Origin of the sequence: Streptomyces sp. NPDC059917 (genome assembly GCF_042730635.1) — a bacterium.
Lineage (GTDB): Bacteria > Actinomycetota > Actinomycetes > Streptomycetales > Streptomycetaceae > Streptomyces.
In genome coordinates this window covers 77,842-90,742 of sequence record NZ_JBHWLC010000030.1, presented here as the reverse complement: position 1 = coordinate 90,742, position 12,901 = coordinate 77,842, and the positions used below count along the sequence as shown (strand labels likewise).

Below are 12,901 nucleotides of genomic sequence, written 5' to 3'. Positions count from 1 at the left end.
GCGCGCCGCGCTACCTGGTCACGGTGCGCGCCCTCGGCTACAAGTTCGAGCCGAAACCCGACCGCCGCCCCCGCGCGGGGGCCCAGGCCGGCGGCCCCCCCCCGGATTCCGGGGGAGGCCCTCCTGCTGTACGTGCGTGCGCTCCGGGGAGCCGCGATCAGTGACCGGCGCTGTGCGAGGGCGAGGCGGAGCCCGAGGGGGACGCACCGGTCGAGGCGGGGCCCGAGGGGGTGCCGGACGGCGAGCCCGCGGGGGACGGCGAACCGGAGGGCGAGCCCGAGGGGGACGCGGAGGCGCCGGTGGACGGCGTGGGGCCGGCGGCCGGGGCCTCGGTCGGGCCGAAGCCCGCGTAGAAGCCGGTCGCGGGGACGACGTAGGCGGCCAGCTCGACGTCACCGGCCTTGCTCAGCTGGAAGACGACCTTCTGGGCGTCGCCGTCCTTGACGGCCTGGCGGCCGCCCTCGACGACGGCCGAGGCGTTGCCCTTGCCGCCGAGCACGACGGAGCCGTGCGCGGGCACGGTGACCTTGGCGGCGCCCGTGGCGTCCTTGAGCGTCACCTTGCCGGTGGCACCCGCAAGAGTGACGGCGTCGATGGTCTGCGGGGCGTCGCCGGAGTTGAAGACGGTCGCGGAGACGGCGGCGGGGCCCTTGCCGTCCTTCGCGCCCTGGGTGATCACCAGAGCGTTCTGGACCTTGATGTCGCCCTTGGTCACGAAGGCGTTGTCCGGCTTGATTTCGAGCGTCTGTGCGTCCTTGCCCGCGCCGCATGCGGCGAGCGAGGCGATCGAGAACGCGAGAGCGGTAGCGGCGAGAGCGCCGCGTCGAAGGCTGCGGCTCACGGCGGCGGCAACTCCTAGGACGTACGGACGGAGGACGGGGTGGGGCGCTCAGGCAGGGGGTAAAGCCGGCCTAAGGGTGTGTCAGCGGGCTTAGGTTACCGAGCCGCCGCCCCGCCCCCGCACCCGACCCTCCGCAGCGGCCGGGCCGCCCTGAACCCGTCCGGTCGATCTTGCAATTGGCGGGCAATTCCGGGATTCCTTCGAACAGGGCTCCGTGATCAATTCGGGATTGGGCCGGAACCCGCTGGAGATGGGGCCCACCAGTCGAACGGAGTAGTTCGGTTTCCGCGCGCCGAACCAGTCAAAACGGGACGTACGTCACGTCGAGCGTGACGTCCCACGGGTGTAGCGTGGTCGATTCTGTCCGTCCGCGTAGTGGCTCCGACCTGCGAATACCCCCTTCCGGAAGCCCTTCGCAGCACGTTCGTGTCGCTGTTGTCAAGCCCCGAGATAGGCCCTGACCTGCGAAAACGCCATTCATAACAGTCGGTTCTCGTGTTACCCTGGATAGCCACGGAAGGGGTACCTGTCACATGACGTTCAAGGTTGGCGACACCGTGGTCTATCCCCATCACGGGGCCGCGCTGATCGAGGCCATCGAAACTCGCCAGATCAAAGGCGTGGACAAGACCTACTTGGTGCTGAAGGTCGCCCAGGGCGATCTGACGGTTCGCGTACCTGCGGACAACGCGGAGTTCGTCGGTGTCCGCGATGTGGTCGGCCAGGACGGGCTGGACCGGGTCTTCGAGGTGCTTCGTGCACCTTACGCAGAAGAGCCGACGAACTGGTCCCGTCGCTACAAGGCAAATCTGGAGAAGCTCGCCTCTGGCGATGTCATCAAGGTCGCGGAAGTCGTCCGTGACCTGTGGCGTCGTGAGCGCGAGCGCGGGCTCTCCGCGGGCGAGAAGCGCATGCTCGCGAAGGCGCGCCAGATCCTGGTGAGCGAGCTCGCGCTCGCCGAAAACACCAACGAGGACAAGGCCGAGGCCCTCCTCGACGAGGTTCTCGCGTCCTGACGCGACGAACCGTCCACACAGCAGTCGTGCCGCGGTGCCCGATGACGGCCCTCTCGCTCGCCGAGAGGACTGTCGCCGGGCGCTGCGGCATGTCTGTTTGTGGCACCCCGCGACGCGTACTGCTTGCACCACCCCGCGCATGGCGCGGTGGCGTGCCGGGTCCGGGCAGCCGGCTCGACCGGTCGTCACGGAAGGGGCGAGGGCGTCGCACCCGGCACCCTTCTGGCCATACCCACGTCGGCCGAAGTCACAAACCCGGAGCCACCACCGATGTATGACGAAACGCGCCCCCACCGCACCGCGGCGGTGATTCCCGCCGCGGGCCGCGGCACCCGGCTCGGTCCCGGGGCCCCCAAGGCCCTGCGTTCCCTGGGCGGCGTCCCCATGCTGATCCACGCCGTGCGCGCCATGGCCCGCTCCCGCGCGGTCTCCCTCGTGGTCGTCGTCGCTCCGCCCGACGGGGCCGCGGAGGTCAAGAACCTCCTCGACGAGCACGCGCTGCCGGAAAGGACCGACTTCCTCGTCGTCCCCGGTGGCGAGACCCGCCAGGAATCCGTGCGGGCCGGCCTGGACGCCCTCCCGGACGGCATCACCTCCGTCCTCATCCACGACGCGGCCCGCCCCCTGGTCCCCGTCGACACCGTGGACGCGGTCGTCGAAGCCGTCCGCGGCGGCGCCCCCGCCGTGGTCCCCGCGATGCCGCTGGCCGACACCGTCAAGGAGGTCGAGCCCGGCGCGCCGGGCGAGCCCGAGCCGGTCGTCGCCACCCCCGAGCGGGCCCGGCTGCGCGCCGTGCAGACCCCCCAGGGCTTCGACCTCGCCACCCTGGTCCGCGCCCACGAGCGCATCGCCGTCAACGGCGAGGGCGCCACGGACGACGCCGGAATGGTGGAAAAGCTCGGGGTCCCCGTGGTCCTCGTGCCCGGGCACGAAGAGGCCTTCAAGGTCACCCGCCCCCTCGACCTGGTCCTCGCCGACGCCGTACTCGCCCGCAGGAGGGCCACCGATGTCTACTAGCCCCCGGCCGCTCGTCCCGCAGATCGGCATCGGCACCGACGTCCACGCCTTCGAGACCGGCCGCGAGCTGTGGTGCGCGGGCCTGCTCTGGGAGGGCGAGGACGGCCTCGCCGGCCACTCCGACGGCGACGTCGCCGCCCACGCCGCCTGCGACGCCCTCTTCTCCGCGGCCGGCGTCGGCGACCTCGGCGCGCACTTCGGCACCTCCCGCCCCGAGTGGTCGGGCGCCTCCGGCGTCACCCTCCTGGCCGAGGCCGCCCGGATCGTCCGCGCCGAGGGCTTCGAGATCGGGAACATCGCCGTCCAGGTCATCGGCGTGCGCCCGAAGGTCGGCAAGCGGCGCGACGAGGCGCAGAAGGCACTGGGGGCCGCGGCCGGCGCCCCCGTCTCCGTTTCCGGCACCACGACCGACGGCCTCGGCCTCACCGGCCGCGCCGAGGGCCTCGCCGCGATCGCCACGGCGCTGGTGTACCGCACGAGCGGGGCCTGAGTACGACCGTACGGACGCCCCCGCGCGCACCGCTTCGGCAACAAAGGCGCCCCGCGCCCCCGAAAGGGTCGCGGGGCACTGCCGCGCGCGCACTACCCTGGATGCCGTGACCCTTCGCCTGTACGACACCAGCGCCCGGCAGATCCGTGACTTCACTCCGCTCGTCGCGGGCTGCGTCTCGATCTACCTCTGTGGTGCCACCGTGCAGGCGGCCCCGCACATCGGCCACGTCCGCTCGTACCTGAACTTCGACATCATGCGCCGCTGGCTCACCTACCGCGGCCTCGACGTCACCTTCATCCGCAACGTCACCGACATCGACGACAAGATCATCGCGAAGGCGGCCGCCCAGGGCCGCCCCTGGTGGTCCATCGGCTACGACAACGAGCGCGCCTTCAACGACGGTTACGACGCGCTGGGCTGCCTCCCGCCCACCTACGAGCCGCGCGCGACCGGACACGTGCCGGAGATGATCGAGATGATGCGCACGCTCATCGAGCGCGGCCACGCCTACGAGGCGGACGGCAGCGTCTACTTCGACGTGCGCTCCTTCCCGGGCTACCTGGAGCTGTCCAACCAGGACATCGACGACCTGCGCCAGCCCCCGGAGAGCGGGATCACCGGCAAGCGCGACCCGCGCGACTTCGCCATGTGGAAGGCCTCCAAGCCCGGCGAGCCCGACTGGGAGACCCCCTGGGGCCGCGGCCGTCCCGGCTGGCACCTGGAGTGCTCCGCGATGGCCCACAAGTACCTGGGCAGCGCCTTCGACATCCACGGCGGCGGCCTCGACCTGATCTTCCCGCACCACGAGAACGAGATCGCCCAGGCCAAGGCCTTCGGTGACGAGTTCGCGAAGTACTGGGTGCACAACGCCTGGGTCACCATGTCCGGCGAGAAGATGTCGAAGTCCCTCGGGAACTCCGTCCTCGTCTCCGAGATGGTCAAGCAGTGGCGCCCGATCGTCCTGCGCTACTACCTCGGCACCCCGCACTACCGCTCGATGATCGAGTACAGCGAGGAGTCGCTGCGCGAGGCCGAATCCGGCTTCGCCCGCATCGAGGGCTTCGTCCAGCGCGTCATCGAGAAGGCCGGGGGGCCCGTCGAGCCCGCCACCGAGGTGCCGCCCGCCTTCGCCGAGGCCATGGACGAGGACCTCGGCGTCCCGCAGGCCCTCGCGATCATCCACACCACCGTCCGCCAGGGCAACAGCGCGCTCGCCGCCGACGACAAGGACACCGCGATCGCCCGCCTGGCCGAGGTACGGGCCATGCTCGGCGTCCTCGGACTCGACCCGCTCGACCCCCACTGGGCCGGCGAGACCGACCGGGGCGAGGACCTGCACGGCGCCGTCGACACCCTCGTCCGCCTCGTCCTGGAGCAGCGCGAATCCGCGCGGGCCCGCAAGGACTGGGCGACCGCCGACGCGATCCGCGACCAGCTCCAGCAGTCCGGTCTGGTCATCGAGGACGGTCCGACGGGCCCGCGCTGGACGCTCGGCCCCCGCTGAGCCCCGGGGCTCGTGGTGCCGCCCGGCGCTCCGGGCGGCACACTCTTCATACGTACACACCGCTGAACAAACGAAACAGGTAGAGGTCATGGCCGGGAACAGCCAGCGCAGGAACCGCCGCACGTCCAACAAGAAGGGCGCGACGGTCGGCAGCGGTGGCCAGCGGCGCAAGGGCCTGGAAGGCAAGGGCCCCACGCCCAAGGCCGAGGACCGCAAGAAGCACAAGGCCAACCGCATCGCCAACGCCATGGCCCGCCAGGCCGCCAAGCGCCGCCCGGCCCCCCGCCGCGGCGGCCCCAAGGGCACCAGCGAGATGGTCGTCGGCCGCAACCCGGTCTTCGAGGCCCTGCGCGACGGGGTGCCCGCCACGACCCTCTACGTGCAGCAGTTCATCGACAACGACGAGCGCGTCCGCGAGGCGCTCCAGCTCGCCACCGAGCGCGGCAACATCAACCTGATGGAAGCCCCGCGGCCCGAGCTGGACCGCATGACCAACGGGCTCAACCACCAGGGCCTGGTCCTCCAGGTCCCGCCGTACGAGTACGCGATGCCGGACGACCTGACCGCGGCCGCCTACGACAACGGCGAAGAGCCCCTCATCGTCGCCCTCGACGGCGTCACCGACCCGCGCAACCTCGGTGCGATCGTCCGCTCCGTCTCCGCCTTCGGCGGCCACGGCGTGGTCATCCCCGAGCGCCGCGCGGCCAGCATGACCGCCGGTGCCTGGAAGTCCTCCGCCGGCACCGCGGCCCGCACCCCGGTCTCCCGGGTCACCAACCTGACCCGCGCCCTGGAGGCGTACAAGAAGGAAGGCCTGACCGTCGTCGGCCTCGCCGCCAACGGCACGCACACGGTCGACGACCTCGAACAGCTCGGCGGCCCCGTCGTCATCGTCATCGGCAGCGAGGGCAAGGGCCTCGGCCGCCTCGTCGGCGAGACCTGCGACTACCTCGTCCGCATCGCGATGCCGGGCGGCGCCGAGTCGCTCAACGCCGGTGTCGCGGCGGGTGTGGTCCTGTACGAGGCCGCGCGTCGCCGCGCCTGAGCAGTCCCCTTTGGTACCGGGCCGGGTGAACGCTTTCACCCGGCCGGGTCCCGCCCGGGCCCCCGAATTGGCCTGATCTTGACGGGTCTCGGACACATCCCTGCTGTCAAGGCAGTGTCCTAAACACTCATCACTCGGTTAGATGAGTGTGGACACCAGAACGCCAGGGTTCGACGACCAGCCCGCGCTGAGCATGGTCAAGGTGCCGTGCGACCCCGCACAGGTCATCGTCAACCACGCCAGCTTCCGTGTGCGGCTCGCTCCGAGCCCGAGCGCGCGTCCCAAGCCCCCCGCGAACGGCCCCTTCCCGGGCCGCGCCCCCGCCCTCGGCGCTGCCGCCGCCGTCGCCGCCGGAGCGGGCCGCCGCCGTGCGCCCGTCGTCTGGAGCGGCAAGTCCGCCCCCGGCGACGCCGCCGCGATGGGCGGCCTCCTGCAGGCCGTCCGCGAGGCGGGCCGCGGCCACGACGAGTACGACGGCGGCGACACCCAGGTCATCCCGCGCATCGACCTGGCCCAGGACCTCGCCGACGACACCCTCGCCACGCCGACCGTCATCGGCCAGCGCACCTACGGCGACCCGGACGACACCCGCGCCATGGCGCCCGTACGCGGGCTGCCCTACGGGGACCAGTACGACGGCGGTCCGACCGGCACCGGCGGACCGGGCGCGGGCGAGGAGAACCGGCGCGCCGCCTCCGACGCGCGCGGGCAGGCCTCGTACTACCCCGGCCGCCGGATGAACCTCGGCGTCGTGCTGCTCCCGCTGCGCGTCTTCCTCGGCTTCATCTCCATCTACGCCGGCATGGGCAAGCTCTGCGACCCCGTCTACTTCGACGGCGGCGAGCGCGGCTCCATGGTCACCTGGCTGCGCACCCTGCACCCCTGGGCGCTCGCCGAACCGCTGCGCGACTTCGCCCTCGCCCACCCGGTCGGCGCCGGGCTCACCGTGGCCTTCCTCCAGGTCGTGGTCGGCGTGCTGACGGTGTTCGGGCTCTGGCAGCGCTTCGCCGCCTGCTTCGGCGCGCTCCTGTCGGCGGCCCTGCTGATGACGGTGAGCTGGAAGACCGTCCCGGCCTACGACGCCCCCGACATCATCTACCTCGCCGCCTGGAGCCCGCTGATCATCGCGGGCGCGCCCGTCTACTCCCTGGACGGCCGCCTCGCCGGCGAGGCCTGGCGCACGCTCGGCCCGCGCTCCGAGATCTGGCGGCTGCGCCGCCGCGTCCTGCGGCGCGGCGCGATGATGGCGACGGTCGTCTGCGGACTGACCCTCCTCGTCGGCTCCCTGCTCGGCGGCGCGGTCCGCTCCTCCACCGTGGTCACCGTGCCCGGCCCCGGCCAGGCGCCCAGCAACTACCTGCCGGGCTCACCGCTCCCGCAGGAGCCCTCCACCTCGCGCCAGCCGCTGAAGCAGCAGCCCTCCAAGACGGGCTCCCCCTCCGCGAAGCCGTCGGAGAGCGCCTCGAAGGCCGGGCGCACCGGCTCGGGCGCCCCCTCCAAGTCGAGCGCGGGCAGCGGCGCCGAGTCCCCGGCCGCGACCCGCTCCGGAGCGGGCCAGCCCCAACGCGGCAGCTCCCCGCGCCAGTCCACCCCGCAGAAGTCCACCTCCACGGGCGGCGGCGGTTCCTCCGCACCGGCGAAGAAGCCGGGGCTGGTCGGCGGCCTGCTGGGCGGCTGACCGCCACCCGCACCACGACACCGGGGCCCGGTACGCGATCTGCGTACCGGGCCCCGGTGTCGTTGCCGCCACGGCCCGAAACACGCCCTAGACGGGCCTGTGGGCCGCCAACTCGCGCGCGGCCTCGGTGAGGTCCTTCGCCGTGTCGATCGCCCGCCAGTAGGCCCCCTGGGGCAGCGGGAAGCCCGCCAGGCGGCGCTCGCGGGCCAGCCGCGGGAAGGTGGTGCGCTCGTGGTCGCCCAAGTCGGGCAGGAGCGCGGTGAATTCGGCCGCGAAGACGTACACCCCGGCGTTGATCAGATAAGGCGACGGCGGGGACTCGATGAAGTCCAGGACCTGACCGAACTCGTTGGTCTCCACCGCCCCCCACGGGATCCGCGGCCGGGCGAGCGCGAGCGTCGCGGTCGCCGCGCGCTCGGCGTGGAAGGCGGCCATCTCCCGCAGCGAGAACCGGGTCCAGATGTCGCCGTTGGTCGCGTACCAGGGGGCGTCCGGGTGGGGCAGGTGCGCGGCGGCGTACTTCAGGCCGCCGCCGCGGCCCAGCGGCTCGTCCTCCACGACCGTGCTGACCCGCAACGGCAGGTCGGCCCCGGCCAGCCAGTCCTGGAGCACCCCGGCGAGGTGCCCGCAGGAGATCACGACGTCACTGACGCCTTCGGCCGCCAGCCAGGCCAGTTGGTGCCCGATGATCGGCGTCCCGGTGCCCGGGATCTCCACCATCGGCTTCGGTCGGTCGTCCGTGTACGGCCGCAGCCGCGAACCCTGGCCGCCCGCCAGGACCACCGCCTGGGTGGGCGCCTGGGGGGACGGGAGCGGGTCCGCGGCCGCGGGATGCCGAACGGGCGGGGCGGGCGGGGGGTCGGTGGCTGCGGGGGCGTCCGTCGTACGGGGCATACGGGGCAGCGTAGGGGCTGCCGGGCGGGCGCCGGGTCAGCTGAAGGACGCGACGCCCGCCGCGTACGAGGTGTCGCACACGGGGCGCGCGAACGACTGGGCCTTCGTGGGCCCGTACGCGTCCACGGCCGCCCGGCCGATCGCCCGGGCGATGCCCACGCAGTGGTCGGCGAGCGACGGCCGCCGGTCCACCTCCTGTTGGAGGTGCGTGAGGACGACGCCGGGCTCCTTGCCCTGCTGCAGCTCGCCGAGCAGCTTCTCGCGCAGCGCGTCCTGCGCGGCGAGGGGCTTCGCGGGAGCGTTCACGTTCTCGGCGGAGGCGGTGAGGATCTGGGACGGGGTGCTGTCGGCCCAGGGAACCATGGTGACCGCGAGGGTCCCGGACAGGACCAGGACGACGGGCAGGACCAGGGCGAGGGAACGGCCGATACGGCGGGCAGAGTGGGTCACGAGGGCGAGAGTAGCGCTCGGTGAAGATTTGGCGACATTTAGTCACCCGGTCGGGGGACGGTTCGACGTGGCTTTTCGAATGGGGCATTGACGAACGGTGCTCGAAAAGCGACGGTCTGCCGGGGTAAAAGGGCGTTGGGTGCACTCCCGTGCGCCCAACGCCCCCTAGCCGTTGATCAGTTGGTCGATCAGTTCGCGAGGCGCTCGCCCGACGAGGTGGAGAACACGTGGGTCTCGCCCGCGCGCGGGACCACGTTCAGCACCGCGCCCTTCTCCGGCACCTGACGGCCGTTGACCCGGACCACGATGTCCTGCGGCTTGCCGTCGATCGTCGCCGTGCCGTAGACGTAGCCGTCCGCGCCCAGCTCCTCGACCACGTTGACCGTGACGGCGAGGCCGCCCTCGGTGGCGACGTCGAAGTGCTCGGGTCGCACGCCGACCGTCACCGTGCGGTCACCGGCGTCCGCGGCGGCCGAGAGGGCCTCGCGGGCGATCGGGACCAGGGCGTCGCCGAACTTCACGCCGCCGTCGGTGATCGCGACCTCGACCAGGTTCATCGCGGGCGAGCCGATGAAGCCGGCGACGAACAGGTTCGCCGGACGGTCGTACATGTTGCGCGGGGTGTCCACCTGCTGGAGCAGGCCGTCCTTGAGCACCGCGACCCGGTCGCCCATGGTCATGGCCTCGACCTGGTCGTGGGTGACGTACACGGTGGTGATGCCCAGGCGGCGCTGGAGGCTCGCGATCTGCGTGCGGGTGCTGACGCGGAGCTTGGCGTCCAGGTTGGACAGCGGCTCGTCCATCAGGAACACCTGCGGCTGGCGCACGATCGCGCGGCCCATCGCGACGCGCTGGCGCTGACCGCCGGAGAGCGCCTTGGGCTTGCGGTCGAGGTACGCGCGCAGGTCCAGGATGTCCGCGGCCTCTTCGACCTTCTTGCGGATGGTGGCCTTGTCCACACCGGCGATCTTGAGCGCGAAGCCCATGTTGTCGGCGACGGACATGTGCGGGTACAGCGCGTAGTTCTGGAACACCATCGCGATGTCCCGGTCCTTGGGCGGCAGGTGCGTGACGTCGCGGTCGCCGATGCGGATGGCGCCGCCGTTGACGTCCTCCAGCCCGGCCAGCATGCGCAGGGAGGTGGACTTGCCGCAGCCCGAGGGCCCGACGAGGACGAGGAACTCGCCGTCCTCGACGTGCAGCTCCAGCTGGTCCACGGCGGGCTTGTCGCCCCCGGAGTAAATGCGGGTCGCCTTGTCGAACGTGACAGAAGCCATGGTGGTGAATCCCTTCTACCGGCAGGAACGTGCCGGACGATCCGAGTAGGAAGGTCTAGTCCAGTTGCTGGACTCTGCCCGACGCTACCCGGACCACCCCCTTCCTGTCAGCACCCGACCACCAGTGACTTCCCCGACTGTCACACCGGCCCGCTCCCATCGGCCCACGACCGTCGCGGGGGTCGGAAAGTTCTTCGCGGCGGGGTATGGCGGCTGTGTAGAGTGAAGGCGATTCTGTGCGCTGCGCAGGGTCGCGCGCGCCTCCTTAGCTCAGCTGGCCAGAGCAACGCTCTTGTAAAGCGTAGGTCGTCGGTTCGAATCCGACAGGGGGCTCCGTAGCGAAGTGGAAGGCCCCGGGCGGTTGCCCGGGGCCTTTCGCTTGGGGTCAGTGGCGGCCCGAGATGCGGTCGGCCAGGTGGGCCAGGGGGGTCGTCGTGGGGGTGTGCGTGCGGGTTTCGTGGCGGTCGGCCTCGCGGTAGGCGGCGTAGAGGGCCTGGACGCCGAGCCAGCGCAGGGGTTCCGGCTCCCAGCGGCGGACGCGGTGGTTCACCCAGGGGAGGGCGGTCAGGTCCGTGGGGCCGGCCTGGCCGGAGTCCTGCTGGACCAGGTCGCACAGGGTGCGCGCGGCCAGGTTGGCGGTGGCGACCCCGGAGCCGACGTAGCCGCCGGCCCAGCCCATGCCCGTCGCCCGGTCGAGGGTGACCGAGGCGCACCAGTCGCGCGGGACGCCGAGGACGCCGGACCAGGCGTGGGTGATCGGGGTGCCGGTGAGCTGGGGGAAGAAGGACGTGAGCAGGGTGGTGAGGGCCTCGATGGTGGCGGGCTGGGTGCGGCCGTCGTTGTCGGTGCGCGAGCCGTAGCGGTAGGGGACCCCGCGGCCGCCGATGGCGATGCGGTCGTCGGCAGTGCGCTGGGCGTACATGTAGGCGTGGGCCATGTCGCCGAGGGTGGCGCGGTCGGCCCAGCCCAGGGAGTCCCAGGTGGCGGCGGGCAGCGGGGCGGTCACGATCATCGAGGAGTTCATCGGGAGCCAGGAGCGCTTCTGGCCCTTGAGGGAGGCGGTGAAGCCCTCGGTGCAGCGCAGGACGTAGGGGGCGCGGACGGTTCCGTAGGGGGTGACGGCCCGCTTGGGGGCGATGGCGGTGACCGGGGTGGATTCGTGGATGGTCACGCCGAGGCGTTCGCAGGCGGCGGCGAGGCCGGTGACGAGCTTGGCGGGGTGGATGCGGGCGCCGTGCGGGCTCCAGGTGCCGCCGACGGCGTCGGCGACGTCGACGCGGGCGCGGGTGTCGCGGGCGCCGAGCAGCACGCGGTCCTTCTCGCCGAAGGCGGTCTCGGCGGCGTGGAAGGCCTTGAGGCGGGCCAGCTGGGCGGGGCTGCGGGCGACTTCGAGGACGCCGCCGCGGTGGACGTCGGCGTCGATGCCCTCCTTCGCCGCGGTGTCGACGACCTCGGTGACGGTGTCGTTCATGGCCTTCTGGAGGCGTACGGCGGCGTCGTGGCCGTGCAGCTTCGCGTACCGGTCGCGGCCGGCGATGCCGTTGTAGAGCCAGCCGCCGTTGCGTCCGGAGGCGCCGTAGCCGCAGAACTTCTGCTCCAGGACGGTGATCCGGAGGAAGGGGGCGGCCTGCTTGAGGTAGTAGGCGGTCCACAGGCCCGTGTAGCCGCCGCCGACGATGACGACGTCGGCCGTGGCGTCGCCGGTGAGGGGTTCGCGGGGTGGCGGGGTGCCGTCCGAGGCGTACCAGAAGGAGATGCCGCCATTGATCGTCGCGCTGGTCATGGGGGAGTGGTACACCGCCTTCCGCATGGGTGTCCAGGGCATCGATCGCGGGCCTTATGGCCGATGCGGCGCGGCGGGGATGGTTCCTAAGGTGGAGTCCGGATATATCCATCGATTTGTGGTGTACGGGGTACGGAGAGGGTGGGGCGGATGCGCAGGAGGATGACCGCGGCCGTGGCGGCGCGGGTGGTCGCGCTGGGCGCCGCGGCGGTGCTGTTGGGCGGGGCGGTGCTGGGGTGTTCCTCGGACGCGGCGCAGGGCGCGGACGCGCAGGCGGCGGCCGGTGTGGTGCGGACCAGCCCGATCGCCGGGGACCTGTCGAAGCTGCCGGCCCGGGTGGACGGTTCGAAGATCGTGGTGGGTCGCGCGGACGCGCCCCGGACGGTGCAGGTGCTGGTGGACCCGCGGTGCGGTTACTGCGCGAAGTTCGAGGAGGGCGGCGGTCGGACGCTCTCGGAGCTGGCCGGGGCCGGGAAGGTGAAGGTCGAGTACCTGCTGGCGTCCTTCCTGGACCAGGGCGGGGCCAGCGGTTCGGTCAAGGCGGTGAACGCGCTGCGGGCCTCGCTCGACAAGGGGAAGTTCGCGGAGTACCACGCGGCGGTCTTCGCCAGCCAGCCGAAGGGGAGGTTCACCGACGGGCACCTGCTGGAGATCGCCTCGGCGGTGCCGGGGCTGCGGGGCGCGGACTTCGACGGGGCCGTGAAGGGGATGGCGTACAAGGGGTGGGTCACCGAGGCCGAGAAGGGCTTCGAGGCGACGGGCAACGACCGGACGCCGCTGGTGCTGCTGGACGGGAAGCCGGTGGGGACGGACGGGTCGATGTTCGACGCGGCCGCGTTCGCGGGGACGTTGAAGGCGGCCGGGATCGGGTGACGCGGGGGCGTCCGGCGGGGCCTCGGTAGG

General features: G+C 72.2%; 12 protein-coding genes and 1 tRNA gene. 8 read left to right on the top strand and 5 right to left on the bottom strand.

What is annotated here, in order from left to right; genetic code table 11:
- Positions 1–157: 157 nt before the first annotated feature.
- Positions 158–841 carry a DUF461 domain-containing protein gene (locus tag ACFWAR_RS19315; protein WP_385778637.1) on the bottom strand — a complete coding sequence of 228 codons (684 nt, stop codon included), beginning with the start codon at positions 839–841 and terminating at the stop codon, positions 158–160.
- Between the two features lie 533 nt (positions 842–1,374).
- Between ACFWAR_RS19315 and ACFWAR_RS19310 the strand changes: the two genes are divergently transcribed.
- From ACFWAR_RS19310 to ACFWAR_RS19285, 6 genes are all read left to right on the top strand, one after another.
- Complete coding sequence (locus ACFWAR_RS19310; protein WP_003953493.1) at positions 1,375–1,857, top strand: CarD family transcriptional regulator; 483 nt, start codon at positions 1,375–1,377, stop codon at positions 1,855–1,857.
- A 270-nt stretch (positions 1,858–2,127) separates the two neighbouring features.
- Entirely contained in the window at positions 2,128–2,874 is a 747-nt protein-coding gene (gene ispD, locus ACFWAR_RS19305; RefSeq protein ID WP_385778635.1) for a 2-C-methyl-D-erythritol 4-phosphate cytidylyltransferase, read from the top strand.
- Complete coding sequence (gene ispF, locus ACFWAR_RS19300; protein ID WP_354381211.1) at positions 2,864–3,364, top strand: 2-C-methyl-D-erythritol 2,4-cyclodiphosphate synthase; 501 nt, start codon at positions 2,864–2,866, stop codon at positions 3,362–3,364. The genes ispD and ispF overlap by 11 nt, the downstream gene beginning before the upstream one ends.
- Before the next feature lie 106 nt (positions 3,365–3,470).
- The gene (cysS, locus tag ACFWAR_RS19295; protein WP_385778633.1) at positions 3,471–4,871 is read left to right on the top strand and encodes a cysteine--tRNA ligase; all 1,401 of its coding nucleotides are present in this window, start codon (positions 3,471–3,473) and stop codon (positions 4,869–4,871) included.
- An 88-nt stretch (positions 4,872–4,959) separates the two neighbouring features.
- Entirely contained in the window at positions 4,960–5,916 is a 957-nt protein-coding gene (gene rlmB, locus ACFWAR_RS19290; RefSeq protein ID WP_385778631.1) for a 23S rRNA (guanosine(2251)-2'-O)-methyltransferase RlmB, read from the top strand.
- Between the two features lie 142 nt (positions 5,917–6,058).
- Entirely contained in the window at positions 6,059–7,594 is a 1,536-nt protein-coding gene (locus ACFWAR_RS19285; protein ID WP_385778629.1) for a DoxX family membrane protein, read from the top strand.
- Between the two features lie 87 nt (positions 7,595–7,681).
- Here ACFWAR_RS19285 and ACFWAR_RS19280 read toward each other — a convergent pair whose 3' ends face one another.
- From ACFWAR_RS19280 to ACFWAR_RS19270, 3 genes are all read right to left on the bottom strand, one after another.
- Positions 7,682–8,377, bottom strand: a complete 696-nt coding sequence (locus ACFWAR_RS19280; protein WP_385778649.1) for an NDP-sugar synthase — start codon at positions 8,375–8,377, stop codon at positions 7,682–7,684.
- A gap of 147 nt (positions 8,378–8,524) precedes the next feature.
- Positions 8,525–8,938, bottom strand: a complete 414-nt coding sequence (locus ACFWAR_RS19275) for a hypothetical protein (protein WP_385778627.1) — start codon at positions 8,936–8,938, stop codon at positions 8,525–8,527.
- A 188-nt stretch (positions 8,939–9,126) separates the two neighbouring features.
- Positions 9,127–10,215, bottom strand: coding sequence for an ABC transporter ATP-binding protein (locus ACFWAR_RS19270; protein WP_385778625.1), 1,089 nt, complete (start codon positions 10,213–10,215; stop codon positions 9,127–9,129).
- Positions 10,216–10,474: 259 nt separating this feature from the next.
- Here ACFWAR_RS19270 and ACFWAR_RS19265 point away from each other — a divergent pair.
- A tRNA-Thr gene (locus ACFWAR_RS19265) sits at positions 10,475–10,548 on the top strand.
- Positions 10,549–10,600: 52 nt separating this feature from the next.
- On the opposite strand, the gene ACFWAR_RS19260 is transcribed toward ACFWAR_RS19265, so the two are convergent.
- Entirely contained in the window at positions 10,601–11,998 is a 1,398-nt protein-coding gene (locus ACFWAR_RS19260; RefSeq protein WP_385778623.1) for an NAD(P)/FAD-dependent oxidoreductase, read from the bottom strand.
- A gap of 150 nt (positions 11,999–12,148) precedes the next feature.
- Between ACFWAR_RS19260 and ACFWAR_RS19255 the strand changes: the two genes are divergently transcribed.
- Complete coding sequence (locus ACFWAR_RS19255) at positions 12,149–12,871, top strand: DsbA family protein (protein WP_385778622.1); 723 nt, start codon at positions 12,149–12,151, stop codon at positions 12,869–12,871.
- Positions 12,872–12,901 lie beyond the last annotated feature (30 nt).